We start from the raw sequence: 16,146 nt of genomic DNA, 5'->3' as shown, positions 1-16,146 counted from the left end.
TCCTAACCTTTATATAATAGTAAATAAATCTTTTGTAACAACATCTAAGCCCTGGTATGTTTTTAGAGCTGTAGCAAGCTCTCCTGTTTCTCCATACATGTTGTACCTGCTAATATTATTCATAATTGCAAATCTGCCATTTTTCACATCTGGCTCTTCACTCATAACGATAGTCTCACTTTTAAGAGGCTCGTCTGAAAGCTCGTCACAGTAGATTTCGTAACGAAGCTCGTCACCATAAAATAGAATAAACTGCTTAACATACAAGCCATCATACATTTCAATCATGTCATCCTCCCTAGGTGAGGCGCCATTTATTGAATATGTAATAACCACAGACTTGCGCTTATCAGTATTTATCTCAATAAAATGCTTATCATACAGATGATATTTAATCTTAAGCTTTTCATTACATCTCACATAGAACCCAAAGTATTGATTCTTAAGGATTGCATCACCCAAAAGCATATCAAGCATGTTAAGCTCATCTTCATTTAAATCCTTGCTTTCGCATAGGAATTTAAGAAGAGCTATTCGCATACTTTCATTTACATTAAGCCCCTTTTTGAAGCGATTGAAAATATGGGCAAAAATCTCCTCAGGAATTGTAACTCCCAAAGAAAGATAACTGTGAGCCTGATAGGTAAGGAAGGCTTCCACAATCATCTTATTGTTTCTTCTATTAATGTATGTTTCAAAAACATCCATTATGCCATCGCAAAGGAAATCTCTGTATAAGACCTGGGTGAGAATACGTTCTGCAAACTCGACGATATCCTCCCCTCGTTCCAAGCCATTATCGTATATACGAAGCATAGTATCTGTAGGACCAACAAAATACTTAATAAGATAATGAATAACATCACCGTGTATAAGCCCCTTATTTACAAGCTTACTGCAAAGAAGAATTAAGAAATCCTCTGGTTCATCAGGCTTTTCGTTAATAAAATATCTGCAAAGCTTAGAAAGAACCTCTGGCTTTATCTTAGTTCCATTAGTGTGCTTGAGCATATAATATGCTTCATCATATTTGCTACGAGATACAAATACCTCTAATACATCTGCAATAACCTCTGCGCTAAGTCCCTTTAAATCAGCCTCATTCATAAAGAAGTTTTCGATATAGGCTTCCTCTTCGTTAAATCTAAAAAGCTCTATAATCTTAGGATAAAGATGCCCTATATAATCACTGGATATCTGTTTAGATTCAAGCAATAGCTTCACTGCATCTACAGTAGATTTGTTAGGCTCACTAAAATCAAATCCCTTTTCAAAATCCATAAGCACATAAGCCATATTAAGAGGCGTAAGAGACTTTAGATTATCAAGATATCCTGTAGCATCAATAATATCCTCTGTAAGATATGCTTCATCATCTACAAATAAATATCCGTTATTATCTTCTAAGAAAATAACACCCTTGCTTCCAACATAATTAATATATGCCTTATGGTCAGAAACATTGGAAATATTTGGCGCCTTAAATTCATCCTGATACAAAAATACTCTTCTTACGCCAGGATTAATAACTGCAATCTTTTTCTTAAATGCAAGCTCTGAAACAAGACGTGCAACCTCTGAATCAAATATTCCAAGCTCCATAAGACGTTGGTAGCATACAGCAAGATTCTCATCTAGTCTGCCAAGTCTCAGCTGCTCTAAGGCAAATTTTTCAATTGCCTCTTCATAGTGTTCATAGGTTTTATTATCCTCTTGCCTGTGAAGAATGATATTGGCATAAAGAAGCGCTTTTTTCTCATAGGACAAATCATTATTGTATTTGAAAAACATGGTCAAAAGCTGTGGAAACTTATCTACTGAATAGGTAGGCATTGCATCCATGTATGCCTCAAAAATACCTGACACATGTAAGTTAGCCTCAATAGCCAGCTTGAACCACTTTAAAAACTTAGGCTCAACATAGTTTGCCTTAAGAATATATGTAACAATTGCAAGCAAAAGCTGTAAATCAGGATATATCTCATAGCAGCTATCGATAATAGGCAGTACCTTTGGATTAAAGCTTCGCTCATTTTCTAAAATATGAACCATTTGGATTGCTATATCCTTAGAAAGAGCCCCTCTTTTTCTAGCCCAGTTAAGTATCTTAATGGTAAATTCATCCAGGCCTGAAATAAGATATGGATCCTGTACAAAAATATAGTATGCTTCGATATATAAAAGCGGAGAATCCACCCCTGAATTAACCCATGTAGCTATATCTCTAAGCTTTGCTGTAGAGTTTTTTATGTATTCCTTTCTAAGGAACAAAAGGAACCAGAATATCCTAACATCATCAGGATGTTCCCTGAAAATAGTCTCAATATTTTCTGTTAATCTATCTACATAATCCTCTTCACGCTCAATAAGAGTACAGATATACAGTAAAAATGCCCACTCACAGCTGCTCTTGTCCTCTATAGAGCGCTTTAAATCCTGGATAATCCATAAAGCTTCCTGCTTTTGATTATTTGTAACATACAAAAATGCCTTGGTAAGAAGTAGGAAATTATCCTCATTATTCTTTTCATCTGAAAGCTCTTCCACAATGGCAAGTGATTCCTGACACCACATAGGTGTGGTAATTCTTCTTAATCTGAATTCCTCGTACAATCTGCAAGCTTTAAGGATCTTCATATCCTTATCATGACTTTCAGATTCTAGAACTGCTCCCTCCTTATGTGTAGATGCAAGAATGATAATCTCCTTATGAATATCTCTATAATCAAAGCAAATCTTTGCCAGATTTATACCCTCATGCATCTTATCCTTATGGATGTAATAGCTCATATTAAAAATAGAGCCAAGGAAGAAATCAGAAGTTATATGTTCTTTTTCAATAGAAACAAAATCTGCATCACAGCAAACTGCAACATCAATAAAGCCCCAGGTAGAACGAACAATTTCTATCTCGCCACGGATATTCTCATCTACCTCATAATACCTGTCCTCTCGCTCCTTTACATCAAAGGTCATCTTAGGCTTTAGGTTGCAAGCCACCAAAAACTCATCCACATTGCATGCAGCAATAGGTGCAGCCTTAAAGCCCCTGTATAAAAGCCTGGTTCTTTTATCTAATGTCTTTATAAACTCTGCAAATCTGTCTGAATAAAAAATTGAAACAGCTTCAGTAAAATGATTCTGGGCAAGCTCAACATAATCCTCAAGGCTTGTTATCTCCCCTTCCGATGAAACAAGAGGCCTTTTTACATAGCTGATAGTAAAAGGAAGGTGTTTTTCTATTCCAACTGCAACAATAACAAATTCTCCAGTAAGTGTTTCTCCTACTTTGAAATTATAATCCTCCACCTTATAGGTAATATGCACATTAGCCTTATCAAAAAGAGGCTCATCTATCTGTACATAAGGATTGTCGCAGTAAATCACACCACGAATCTTAACATCATTAGTGCTTTTAAAATAAATATCACCCTTAAAAACATCAGAAACAAAGCAGCTTTCTACAATCTGCTCATGTTCAAACTCTATATTTGGTTTAACGTCATCGAATTTATCTTCCGATATACGATAGATTCTTTTTCTCAAAACATTTCCCTCATTTACTATAGAAGTGTTGGCTTCGCCCACTACTCCTAGCATATTCATATCAAATTATAGCACAACATGTAGTGTTTTCAAACGAATACGGGACAAAAAAGTTGTAGATTATTATTCAACTTGATGCTACTATGTAAACTGTGAGGTGAATAACTATGATAAAACACAAAGACCATTTTCATGGAAGTGATTTAGAAAAAATCGAAAAGATATATGGAATAAAAAAGGAAGATATCATTAGCTTTTCTGCTAACGTAAATCCGCTTGGAATATCTCCTAAATTAAAGGAAGGAATCAAGGAGCACATAGATTGCATTACCACCTACCCAGACAGAGAGTACAGTGAACTTCGCGGATGCATTGCAAACTATGCGGGCTGCGAAACAGAAAATGTAATCGTAGGCAACGGCTCTACAGAGCTTATCTCTCTTTTCGTTCAGATTGAACATCCAAAGAAGGCTCTAATCCTAGGTCCTACCTATTCAGAATACGAAAGAGAAATATCTTTAGTAGGAGGCAAGACAATATACTACCCTCTAAGGGAAGAAAACGACTTTGTACTTGATACTGCAGATTTTGTTAGTAAGCTTACAGAAGATATTGACCTTCTCATTATCTGCAATCCTAACAACCCTACCGGCACAGCCATCGATACCCATGACATGCGAAAGATTCTCGATGCATGTATGGCCTGCCACATCTTTGTTATGGTTGATGAAACTTATGTAGAATTTGCTGAGGATGTATCAAAGATTTCCGCTGTAGGTCTAACACGTACCTATGGCAACATAGCCATTCTTCGTGGTACCTCTAAGTTCTTTTCTGCTCCTGGATTGCGTCTGGGCTACGCCATCTGCTCTAACGCCGATTTGATTTCAGAAATCAATAAGCGTAAGGACCCATGGACAATCAATTCCATTGCAGTAGTCGCAGGAACTCTTATGTTTACAGACCAGGAATACATCGATAAAACAAGAGCACTCATCGGTTCAGAACGTGACAGACTATATAAGCTTTTTGCCGAAAGCAACCGCTTTAAGCCTTACAAACCACATGGCAATTTCATGCTGCTTAAGATTTTAGAAGAAGGCATAACCAGCGGCGACCTTTTCGACAAAGCTATCCGCAAGGGCCTCATGATTCGCGATTGTTCCACCTTCCCATACCTAGGTGACAACTACATTCGCTTCTGCTTCATGAATCCCGCCGACAACGACACCCTCTCCGCCATATTATTAGAACGCAACTAGCACCGGGACATCTTCAAAAACGTAGGGAGCATGTGTATTAGATAGACTGTGCAGTATTTCTTTTACTATTACATTCACTAAGAAAAATTAAAAAAGCAGGTTTTGAATATATAGGCACCGTGCTTGATGCAACGTCCTGTTGCTTGCGCACTTGTGCCGCCGTCCTGGCGGCACATGCCAATATATACAAAACCTGCTTTTTATTTTTCTAAGTTCATTTCAAAGTATAAGAAATATTGCACAGTCTATCTAATACACATGTACAAAAACTTTCGGGAGATGTCCCTTCCTTAATTGCCTTCCAGCCATATATCCAGGTCTACGTTTCCATTAATTCCATTTACCCGTCCAGTTTCAGAATACTGCCAAATATTGTATTCGTATGGCCAGTAAAATTCACGATTGTAGCCTGCAAACCACTTAGGGTATTCTGTAAGCTGGGTGAGATCTAAAAGCATAGCTCCCATCTCTGTGTTGTGATAAAACATTGGCTGATAGCCTGCATTTTTCACAGCCTCAAGAAATGTCTTAGTAAGGTCTGTACGCTCCTGTACTGTAAGGGCATTTGTTCTAGCTGTGCTGTCTGCCACCTTTTCTACATCAAATACTATTGGAAGCTGTAATGTATAGCCATCAAGTAAGCCAATAACTGTAGAAGCTTCTTCTAAAACCTCAGCCTGATTAATTGCCTGAGAGAATACATATACACCTACATCAATGCCTACCGCCTGGGCTCCTTCAATATTTTGAAGGCATTTTTCATCTATTACAAGCTTTCCTGTACCGTAGCCTCTGTAGATAGCTCTTACAAATACAAATTCTACACCTTCAGCCTTAACAGCTTCCCAGTCTATATCTCCCTGATGTGAGCTTACATCTATTCCAAAGCGAGATTTTAACTCTCCGTCTGTTTTGTATACATATCGTCCTAATTCATCTTCCGAAAGATTGTCTATATCAAAGCTGTTCTTCGATAAATCCTTGTTGATTTCAACGAAATTGTATTTAGAGTTGGCAGCTACAACTATGTACTCAGGGTATAAGGATTTTAGTACAGAAATTATGGCATTTCCGTTTTCTAGAGATTCCTTTATGGAATCCAGCACACTGTTTCGTCCCTCCTCCTTAGCTTCACTTACAAGCTCTTCTACTTCTTCCGAAGAATATGTTTCTTTGTTATCCTGTACCTTTATTCTGCTGTGTGTATCTGCAACTATATAAATAATGCCTACTGCTATCAATGTAAAAATAATTGATAGTATAGAAATCAAAAAATATCTAAACGCTCTTTTCATAACATTATCGTGGCATATCAGCTAAAGAACCAATTTGCTTCCTGTACCACACTATTCCTTTCCAATTACCAAATTTGTAACCAATATCTGTAAAATGCCCTACCTCTTCAAATCCAAGAGCCCTGTGAAAGGCAATGCTTGCATCATTATCATCTGTAATAACACCATACATGAATTTGTAGCCCATACTAGTAAGCCTTTTTTCAAGCTCTGTATACAAAAGCTTACCAATTCCAGAATGCTTAGGTACATCTGGTCCTAAATAAATGGTAGTTTCAACAGCGTATTTGTAGGCATCATGATGACGAACCCTACCGCCGTAGGCCATGCCTACCACCTTATCATTTTCATCCACTGCAACAATGTATGGATAATCCTTCTTCGTATTTACGATACTTTCTGCATAAGAATCTACATCAGGATTAACCTCTGAAAATGTGACATAAGTATTAGCCACATAGTATCCATAAATATCGTGAATTGCTTTAGCGTCGGAAGTTTCAGCCTCTCTAATCTTGTAATTCATATCATCCTCCTAGCATTTAATATATAAAAATCATATCAGAGGGGTGTTTATTATTCAATATTTTCCTTTACAAAAAACTATAATAGTCTTATAACATAAAGAAATAATCAAAAGGAAGTAAAATAATGAAATACGATACAATTCTATTTGACCTAGACGGAACTTTACTATATACACTTGAGGATCTTACAGATTCTATCAACTACATGCTTGATAAATACGGCTTTCCAACTCACTCTATAGATGATGTTCGCCGCTTTGTAGGCAATGGTCTTAGGATGCTTGTGGTAAGAGCCCTTCCAATGGGAGAAGATTATGAGCATTTTGATGAATTCTTTAAGGAGTTCGTTGATTATTACAACACACACAATCTTATTAAAACAAAGCCTTACGATGGCATTATTGAAACTACAAAAGAGCTTTCTGATATGGGTATTAAAATGGCAATTGTAACTAACAAAGGTCAAACTGCCAGCGAATCTCTTCTTAATGATTTCTTTAAGCCTAATATAAATATAGTAATCGGCGATAATGGAAAGCATGAAAGAAAGCCTGATCCTGCTCCTGTAAACATGGCACTTAATGCTCTTGGTGTTACTGATAAATCAAGGGTGCTTTATGTAGGAGATTCTGAGGTGGATGCTGCCACTGGAGAAAATGCAGGACTTGATTATGTTCTATGCACCTACGGCTTTAGGGATATGGATGTGTTATCTAAGTTTAAGCCTGTGGCTTTTATTGATAATATTCGCAAGCTCATAGACATTGTAAAATAAAAACCTTGGCCAAAAGGCCAAGGTTTACTAAATTATTTGTTAAAAACTATATACTTTTTCTATGCCATCAAGGTAATCAGAAACTACGCCATCTCCGTCAGCAATTGTTTTCACTTGATCCTTAGAAAATTCTTGATTAAAAATCTGTGTCAAATCATTTTGGCGGTCCTGTTTAAATTCCATATCAGTCTCATCCGTAGCCCACCATTGTTCTAAATCAGCAATTTTTTCAATAGTGCCGTCTTCCGAAACAGCTGCTATACTTACTCGTTCACATGAAAGTGAACCTTCACCTAATGGGTCACAATCATATTGAAGCATCACATAATACTTTCCGTCAATATAGCTACCAGCAGATATTGTATAAGCATTTTCAACACCTGAGCGTTCAATATTTGTAAGCAACTCATTCGCAACCGACTCTACACCACCATTAGTATTTGCAGAATATGTCTTAATATAAACGCCTGCATCATCACTGTTATATTCAATGTCTACTAGAATATTTCCGTCATTGATTTCAGAATAATAAACCGTTCCACTTTCTGCATCAACCTCTGTAAGCATATTAAAAGTCGATTCATAGTTTTCAAAGACATTATAATCAGCAGTCTCTGTCTCATTGATAGTTTCAACTACTTCTGTTGTATCTATCTCGTTAGCACCATTATTCTTTATATTTAAACCTATAGTTGTAGCTACTCCAATAGCAGCTACAGCTCCAACACCTAAAATTAATCCTTTTTTCATATTCGCTACTCCATTATCATCTTTGATTTTTCTGGTTCTATCCAACTTCCTGATGGACAACATGTATTAACCTTGGAATTATATTCAGCTTCACTGATATCAACACCATCCCATGTATACTCACCATCACTAGTATAACGTCCAACGTTTATTTCTATGAACTCGCCATTCTTTAATTGAACAACTTTGTCATAATAAACATCCATTGCACCACCTGTATAAAATAAATATCCAGAATATGGAGAATATGATGGGTAAGCATCCGACATTTTGCCACTATATTCCACAGCCTTTCCATCATGAATTGTAAGAACATAGCTAGCATAGTTCATATAAGGTGTATAAACAACTAATTCAGGAATATTATCATCATCAATGTGAATATATGCGACATCAAATTCATTTTTAAAGGCAGAATACCAATCTCCTTGGTTTATCCACTCTTTATACTCTGGCTCCAAATCCGCCCAAGTAACAGGTAAAAATTCTTCTGCTTTTGCCTCTCCAGAAAACTTAATTTTAGGATCAGCTTTATGACTTTCCCCATCAGGATAATGAGTACATACAGAAGCATTGCCCAATGGGTCATCCAATTTATTAAACTCAGGAGAAATTTCTATATGGGTATATTCCGCATTAACAAAATCACTAACATCAGGATCATTTAATACAATTTCACTAGGCCATCTATTTATAGATATTACCCCTCCCATAACCGAAAAATCATCATCACGAGTTAGTTCAATCTCAACTATTGGGCAGGCATTTCTAACTTCAATACAGCCAACATCATAGTCCCCTACTGGGTCCAACGCCTTTGCAGCAACTTCAATAGTAATATTTAGTTTAGGATCACATATTGTTATACCTAATAAGCTAGCCTTTACTTCAATACCAAAACCTCGAGAAATTTTAGCATTCACTGACAAATCCAAGGATTCACTTGAAATGAAATCTACTATATTACAATCCAGTGGTGGGCTGTTCGCCATTTGTTTATTGTTATGCTCACCCATATGAACCCCAACCGAAATTGGGTATGTTGGCTCAAGCTTTATTGATACATCAAGATTAGTACTGATCTCTACAGTAATCGAAACATTTACTTCCGCAAATTTATTACCTAGAGGAAGTTCTCCTATCGGAATAGATATATCTCCAGATAATCCTTCCTCACATTCAACTACAGGTAAGTAGGATACTTCTATCTCAGCTGCTTCGTTATTCTTAAAATATGTATATAGAGTTAAATCATTTAAAGAGATATCAATAGATTTAGTTGAAGCACCAGAAATTTTATCGTCAGATGCATTTAAACCATCGACAACTTTTTGAGCAGCTTCAACATAGCCTGTGATATCAAAATCACCTAATTCTGCAGCCCTTACTCTAACCTTCTGTTTATTTTTTCCTGCCTCTTTAATGACATCAAGTTTTAAATGTAAATCTGTTGAACCTGACCATTCATGTTTGGTACTTGTCTGAGTAAATTCTCCAGTCGGAAAATCATCTGAAAAATCTGCTTGATAAGCGATATTTTCCCCTGTGTCTATTGTTGCAGAATTAAGGGTTTGTATATAAGAAAAATCAACATATCCCGCTATTGTATAATCTTCAATAACATTATCTTCAGCAGTAAATGGCGATAAAAGCATATCATACTTTCCTTTACCGCGTTCTTGCACCGCAACAACAGTGCCGCCTCGTAAAACGCCACCTAAGTCTGTAAAAACTATCTGTTCATTGACTTGTGGAATATAATCACCAGTTTCAATGATAACTTCCTCTTTATCATCTATTACTGCATAGTACTGGGCATTCCATGTTGTGCCATCAATAATTCCATCAGCCAACTGAATTTCGTTAATGTCTACATGATAGTCTGATAGCGATTGAATAGCTTTGAGATTATTAATTAGGATTTCTGCCTGCTCTTCGCCAATATATGAATCCAAATAATCTTCACTAATTACATCAAGGTTAACTGCAACACTAGCCTTATTTTCGGCAGTATTATCTAATCCTTCAAGGACATAATCTTCAAAGGCAATACCTAGCTGATCAAAACCAGCCGCAACTGCATCTTTACCTAGAATCTTTTCATCACTGTATTCTTCAGGATCATCATATCCAAATTCACTAGAAAGAAGATGCATCCACTCAGTAACAGTTAATGCATCTTCCTCTGAAATCTCTATATAATCCATGTCCTGAAGTTTTAACGAATTATCGTCATTATTATTATTTTTCTTAGAAAAAATAATTGCAGCTATAGCGCCAATCAAAATCACTGCTATAGCAATAATAAATAATACTTTCTTCTTCATAGGATATTTCTCTAATAATTATATAAACAACTAAGCGCGAGTTTTATCACCTTTAAATGTCTTGTAGCATTCCTCACCACAGAATCTACATACGTAGTTACGCTGATAAACCTTCTGATTATAAGCAACAGTATTAGTTTGTGTTACTGGTACCCTAACATCTACAGATCCAAAAACTGTGTTAGTGTCAGCCTTCGTATTAACATATGATGTGCTTGTTTCATTACCAATAGACTGCTCATTGCCTACCTCTTCAATACCACATCCCTTAAGTGCAAAGTTTCTAAGGCAGCTTGGGCAACGATATGGCTTTAAAAACCATGAATTAATGAATAACCATGTTATTAAGGCAGAAACAGCAGTTACAACAAGCATGACTAAAAACTCTGACATACTGTGATCTTCAAATATTGCTACAAAAATCATCAAGAAAAAGAAAATTGTTAAAAAGGCCATTATCAATGCAACAATAAAATGCCAAATATTGTTCCATAATACATTGATAAAATACTTAATTTTGTCCATAATTTTAAAACCTCCAAATTATGATTACATTTATAACAGATAAATACATTATATATATATATATATATTGTCAAATATGTTTTTTTATAACGTTTTATCTCAAAATAAAAGACTTAGTAGATAACTACTAAGTCTCAGAGTGTAGACAACTTCTCCCATAGGGAGAAGCTGGTTTTTATTTTGCATAAGTTTTATAGATAGCCACATGGTCGTATATACAACGCCAACCAGAGGTTGAATTAGTTGTACAACAGATATATTCGGTACCTGAGGCTGAAATCATGGAGCTTACAGCACAATTTCCAGATTCATTAACAAAACCTGTTTTCGCTCCTTCTATCTCGCCCCCAATATCTTTATCCTCGATTTTTCTTAGGAACCAGTTAGAAATAGTAATTCCCTCTGGATTCACATTAGTTCCAGTAGAGTTGTATACCTTGGTACTTAAAACCTCTTTACATATTTCGTTATCTAATGCCGCCATCATAATAATTGAAATATCGTAAGGCGTACTATAATGATTCTCGTTATGAAAACCAACAGGGTTAGTAAAATGCGAATCTGTAAGCCCTAAAGCCGCCACCTCTTCATTCATCATAGCAACAAAGCTGTCTATATCACCTGCTACATACATAGCAAGTTCAGCTGCGGCATCACCACCAGATGGAAGTATAGTACCATAGAAAAGATCCTTTACAGTAACCTCTTCCCCTTCAACAAATCCAGAAGTAGAACCGCCACCAGCATAAGAATAATCAGTAGCCTCATGAGACATTGTAACCACCTCATTAAGCTGCTCTTTAGAAATATGATTAGCTGCAGTAAGCACAGTCATTACCTTTGTCATAGATGCTGGAACGATTTTATCATGAGCACCTCTAGTAGCTACTATCTCTTTAGTCTGATTATTAATCAGCACCGCATTTTGGCTTACAACATCTCCCTCTATATTAACGGTATTATCATTTTCTTTTGCCGAATAAGCAGCTGCCTTTGGAGTTTCTTCTTCCTCTACCGTTTCTGTAGGTTCAGGTTCATCTGCCTTTGCTGAAACCTTAAGCCCTGAATCCTCTTCCTTTGATGCTGTTTCAAGACTCTCCTTTTTGGTCTCTTCTTTTGCAACACTAAGCTTATCTTTATTTCCACTAAAATGGGTAATTATCAGACCTGCTGACACTATGATTAACAAAGAAATGATTGCTATCTCGCTGTATACCTGTATTTTACGAATAAGCCTTTTTTTCTTTCTATAGGCCTTTCGTTCATCATCAGTCATATTTCTATTATACCTTGCCATAAAATTACTCTCCGCTCCCCACTAAAATTACTTATAATTTTAGCATTAAGAAATATCCTGTTCAATTCAGAACGGAATTTCTGTTAAATATAACGAAAAGGCGGAAAGGTTTGCCCCTTCCGCCTTGCATTTACTCAGAATCCATATCATCTTTTATTTTGTTTGCAGCATCAATTGTGAATCGAACCAGGTTGTTATTGATTGTATCAACAGCTGTAGAAACATTTGATGCAGCGTTAGCAACCTTTTCAGAAGAAGCTGCAACCTCCTTAGCAGATTCCGTTACCTTCTCCACATTAGATGCAATTTCCTGTGTGGCTGCAGACTGCTGTTCTGATACCGATGCCATGTTGGTAGCAACATCGTTCACTCTTCTCATCTGCTCAGCCATGTCGTTAAGTGTAGAGCTTGCTGTATTTAATTCTGTAGTAATCTGTAAGAATGTATCAGCAGCATTGTTAATTGATTCTGCACTATTATTAATAAGCTCTGTATTGGCTGTAGATTTCTCTGACAAATCCTTAACTCTATCAGACATTTCTTTAATAATATCAACAATCTGATTTGTTGCATCAGCAGAATTGTTTGCAAGGGCACCAATCTCTGTTGCAACTACCGCAAATCCCTTGCCAGCCTCACCAGCTCTTGCTGCTTCAATAGAAGCATTAAGTGAAAGTAGGTTAGTCTGTGAAGAAATAGAATTAATCATATCAACAATCTGAGTAATCTGCTGTGCAGCATCATCTACGCTTCTAACAGCTTCTGCCATATCATTCATAGAAAGTACGATGTTGTCCATTCCTTCAGATACAGTCTTCATATCTTTTTGACCAACATCTGCCTTCTTAACCAAATCATTCATTGTATTTTCGATTTCTTCTTCTTCGCTTGTAACATCTGAAATGGTTTGAGCCAAGGTTGTGGCATTTTCAGCTACCTCTGTAACTGCATCTGCCATATCATCGATGTTACTTCTAATCTGATCCATTGATACAGATTGCTCATTAGCAGCAAGCTCCAGATTCTCAGCTGTATCCTTAGATATTTGGGCATCATCAATTAACCTTGTAGACACCGTCTTGATTTCACTTAAACTATTTCGCATACCATTTATAAATCCGCCCATGGCAGTATTCATAAATGCAATCTCATCATTGCCTTTCGATGCAATCTCAACAGTGAAATCACCATTTGCAATCTTTTCGATATTTTCAGTAAGCGCTGTTACAGGCTTCTTAATCATATTAGAAAGAACCTTAATCATTACAAGAACAACTATAAGGACTGCAGCTATAGTAAATCCAATAAGAATATATACTATTGTAAAGAGTGAAGCCAAAACTTCTGATCTCTTAGCGTAAACAATTACCTGCCAATCAGTTCCACTTACAGGAGCTGATACCATATAATAAGCAGTCCCTTTAGCCATAACAGTTTTTACAATTCCATGCTCTTCAGCAAGGAATGAATTAACACCTGAGAAAAAGGCATCTTTGTTATCTGCAATATTTGTTCCGCAAATAGAAGTATCCTTGTGGGATAGAATTTGACCTTCACCTGTGACCATAATACAGCCACCAGTCTTGTATAGCTTAACCTCATTAAGCTGCTCTTGAATAGATGTAAGAATCAAATCAGATGCAAACACACCTTCTCTACCATCCTTTAGCTTTACGTGACGAATTACTGTAGCGCACAAATCACCGGTAGCTGCATCAAAGTAAGGCTGATCATAATAGTAAAACCATGTATTATCATAGCCCATGCCGTCCTTATACCAGCCTTTTTCTGTCACAATATAATCTGAATCCGGAACCCAGCCTGATGCATCAAGGAACTTTCCATCATTTGTTCCGATATAAGCTCCCAGTGGAATTAGAGGATATCTGTCAACAGTTGGTGCCAGGTAGTGAAGAATTGCTGCATCATCCTCAAAGGTTTCATTTTCTACTCCATCAGCTATACCATTCAGATAATAGAAAATAGAATTAAGCTCTCTGTTAACTTCTCCTGCTTCCGCAACAACCTGATTATTCAAAGATTTATCAATTAAATCCTTAATCATGCCATAACCAAGTGTAATAATAATTCCTTCAGCAAGTAGCGTACTAGCTATCAACATAAGCACAAATAAAAGAGTTAGTCTCTTGCTTATAGCCTTAGGAGATGGTCCTTTTTTAGATTGATTATTTACATTAGTTTGTTTATTCATAGTTTCCTCCTAAACGTACTAAAATATCTTATATTCAATATACTAGACACATATGAAGAAACTGTGCGCAATTTGTTAAAAAAATACCCGTAAGACTAAATCTTACGGGTATTTATAGTGGACTAGACGGGAGTCGAACCCGTGTCCAAAAGCCAATTCCCGGCCCTTCTACGAGTGTAGTTTGTAATTTAACATTCCCTCCACATGGCTCTTACAAACAAGATACATGCTTTAGTAGCTTCATGATACGCCCATTACCGCAAAGCTTTGGCAATGTCGTTTCCTACAGAGTCGAAGTCTGGGTCTTAAAGTGTAGGTGCTCTAAGTCAGACTGCAGCAACTAGGCTGCGTATGCTAAATTATCTTCAGCGTTTAATTTTAAGTTTGGCCATTTAACCCATTACCGTGGGACTCGCTTCTTCCGCTGCATGACCCCTGTCGAAACCTTTACTAGCCCTTATAAAGCCTATAGACTGAGCCGGTTTCTGACGCTAACAAGTCTCCCTTCGGTCGGCTTTTAGCATCATTTTGTCGAAACCATTACTAGCCCTTGTATATCCTTGCAGCACATTTTATTATATAGGTTTTGACGCAAAAATCAATAAACTTCTAGTATAAATTGCGATAAACCTTTGCAAGTGGAAGTCCTACCACATTATTGTAATCTCCACATATCTCCTTAACAAGAACTGCGCCCTTGCCCTGGATGCCATAGGCTCCTGCCTTATCCATAGGCTCACCTGTTGCAATGTATCTATTTATAAGCTCATCTGAATTATCATACATACTAACAGCTGTTGCCTCATAGAAGGTATTAACCCTTCCATCCTCTTCAATAATGGTAACACCTGTATAAACATGATGAGTCTCTCCTGATAGCTCCTTTAACATTCTAAAGGCATCAGCTTCATCCTTTGGCTTTCCAAGAATCTGTCCATTAAAAGCAACTACTGTATCAGCAGCAATTATCCTTCTGCCTGGATTATCCTTTGCGATAGCCTTAGCCTTAAGCTGACTCAAATCCATAACAACTTCCTCAGGCTTAGTCTTATCTGTTATTTCTTCAACATCAGCAGACTTAACCTCAAAATCAATATCTGCCTGTGTAAGCAATTCTTTTCTTCTTGGTGAGTTTGATGCAAGTATAATCTTCATTAGCCTAAATTCCTTATCTTAAAATCTCTTTCTGCTTCTCGTTTCATATCCTTCTTTTGGATATCTGCACGCTTATCATATAATTTCTTACCTTTTGCAAGGGCAATCTTTACCTTAACAAGACCATTGTTAAGATAAACCTCCAAAGGAACTATAGTATAACCGCTTTCCTTTATCTTACTAAGTAAGCGATTAATCTCTGATTTATGCAAAAGAAGCTTTCTAGGGCGAAGTGGGTCACGGTTAAAAATGTTACCCTTTTCATAAGGATTTACATGCATCTGATAGATAAACATTTCACCATTATCTATACGCACGAAAGCTTCCTTAATGGAGCACTGGCCCATTCTCATAGACTTCACTTCAGTGCCGTGAAGCTCAATTCCTGCCTCATACTCCTCCTCCATGAAATATTCATGATAAGCCTTTTTATTATTAGCAATTAATTTACGTCCTTCTTTATTCATAATCAAAT

The 16,146-nt window shown here is 36.7% G+C and carries 12 protein-coding genes and 1 other RNA gene; 2 read left to right on the top strand and 11 right to left on the bottom strand.

Annotation, left to right across the window (positions count from 1 at the left end; all coding sequences use genetic code 11):
- Window positions 1–9: 9 nt before the first annotated feature.
- Window positions 10–3,606, bottom strand: coding sequence for a DUF5717 family protein (locus tag IJ535_RS06755; protein ID WP_294300421.1), 3,597 nt, complete (start codon window positions 3,604–3,606; stop codon window positions 10–12).
- A 107-nt stretch (window positions 3,607–3,713) separates the two neighbouring features.
- On the opposite strand from IJ535_RS06755, the gene IJ535_RS06750 reads away from it, so the two are divergent.
- Entirely contained in the window at window positions 3,714–4,808 is a 1,095-nt protein-coding gene (locus tag IJ535_RS06750; protein WP_294300420.1) for a pyridoxal phosphate-dependent aminotransferase, read from the top strand.
- A 290-nt stretch (window positions 4,809–5,098) separates the two neighbouring features.
- Here IJ535_RS06750 and IJ535_RS06745 read toward each other — a convergent pair whose 3' ends face one another.
- Entirely contained in the window at window positions 5,099–6,103 is a 1,005-nt protein-coding gene (locus tag IJ535_RS06745) for a glycoside hydrolase family 25 protein (protein ID WP_294300418.1), read from the bottom strand.
- 4 nt (window positions 6,104–6,107) lie between these two features.
- Window positions 6,108–6,629, bottom strand: a complete 522-nt coding sequence (locus IJ535_RS06740; protein ID WP_294300415.1) for a GNAT family N-acetyltransferase — start codon at window positions 6,627–6,629, stop codon at window positions 6,108–6,110.
- Window positions 6,630–6,754: 125 nt separating this feature from the next.
- Here IJ535_RS06740 and IJ535_RS06735 point away from each other — a divergent pair, with 125 nt between their 5' ends.
- A complete protein-coding gene (locus IJ535_RS06735) occupies window positions 6,755–7,405 on the top strand; it encodes an HAD family hydrolase (protein WP_294300412.1) in 651 nt (216 codons plus the stop codon).
- Between the two features lie 39 nt (window positions 7,406–7,444).
- On the opposite strand, the gene IJ535_RS06730 is transcribed toward IJ535_RS06735, so the two are convergent.
- The 8 genes from IJ535_RS06730 to smpB form a co-directional block, all read right to left on the bottom strand.
- Complete coding sequence (locus tag IJ535_RS06730) at window positions 7,445–8,155, bottom strand: hypothetical protein (protein WP_294300409.1); 711 nt, start codon at window positions 8,153–8,155, stop codon at window positions 7,445–7,447.
- Between the two features lie 5 nt (window positions 8,156–8,160).
- Complete coding sequence (locus IJ535_RS06725) at window positions 8,161–10,482, bottom strand: hypothetical protein (RefSeq protein ID WP_294300407.1); 2,322 nt, start codon at window positions 10,480–10,482, stop codon at window positions 8,161–8,163.
- Between the two features lie 30 nt (window positions 10,483–10,512).
- Complete coding sequence (locus tag IJ535_RS06720) at window positions 10,513–11,007, bottom strand: hypothetical protein (protein WP_294300404.1); 495 nt, start codon at window positions 11,005–11,007, stop codon at window positions 10,513–10,515.
- Window positions 11,008–11,182: 175 nt separating this feature from the next.
- Entirely contained in the window at window positions 11,183–12,304 is a 1,122-nt protein-coding gene (locus IJ535_RS06715; protein WP_294300402.1) for a D-alanyl-D-alanine carboxypeptidase family protein, read from the bottom strand.
- A gap of 130 nt (window positions 12,305–12,434) precedes the next feature.
- Window positions 12,435–14,516, bottom strand: a complete 2,082-nt coding sequence (locus IJ535_RS06710) for a methyl-accepting chemotaxis protein (protein WP_294300399.1) — start codon at window positions 14,514–14,516, stop codon at window positions 12,435–12,437.
- A gap of 115 nt (window positions 14,517–14,631) precedes the next feature.
- Window positions 14,632–14,973, bottom strand: a transfer-messenger RNA (tmRNA) gene (ssrA, locus tag IJ535_RS06705).
- Window positions 14,974–15,125: 152 nt separating this feature from the next.
- On the bottom strand, window positions 15,126–15,671 hold the full coding sequence (locus IJ535_RS06700; protein ID WP_294300394.1) for a Maf family protein: 546 nt from the start codon (window positions 15,669–15,671) through the stop codon (window positions 15,126–15,128).
- A complete protein-coding gene (smpB, locus tag IJ535_RS06695; protein ID WP_028247901.1) occupies window positions 15,671–16,138 on the bottom strand; it encodes an SsrA-binding protein SmpB in 468 nt (155 codons plus the stop codon). Before smpB ends, IJ535_RS06700 begins: the two co-directional genes overlap by 1 nt.
- Window positions 16,139–16,146 lie beyond the last annotated feature (8 nt).

Source organism: Pseudobutyrivibrio sp. (assembly GCF_017471675.1).
Classification (GTDB): Bacteria; Bacillota; Clostridia; order Lachnospirales; family Lachnospiraceae; genus Pseudobutyrivibrio.
The sequence above is the reverse complement of the archived record's forward strand: the minus strand, read 5'-3'. Positions and strand labels throughout refer to the sequence as shown.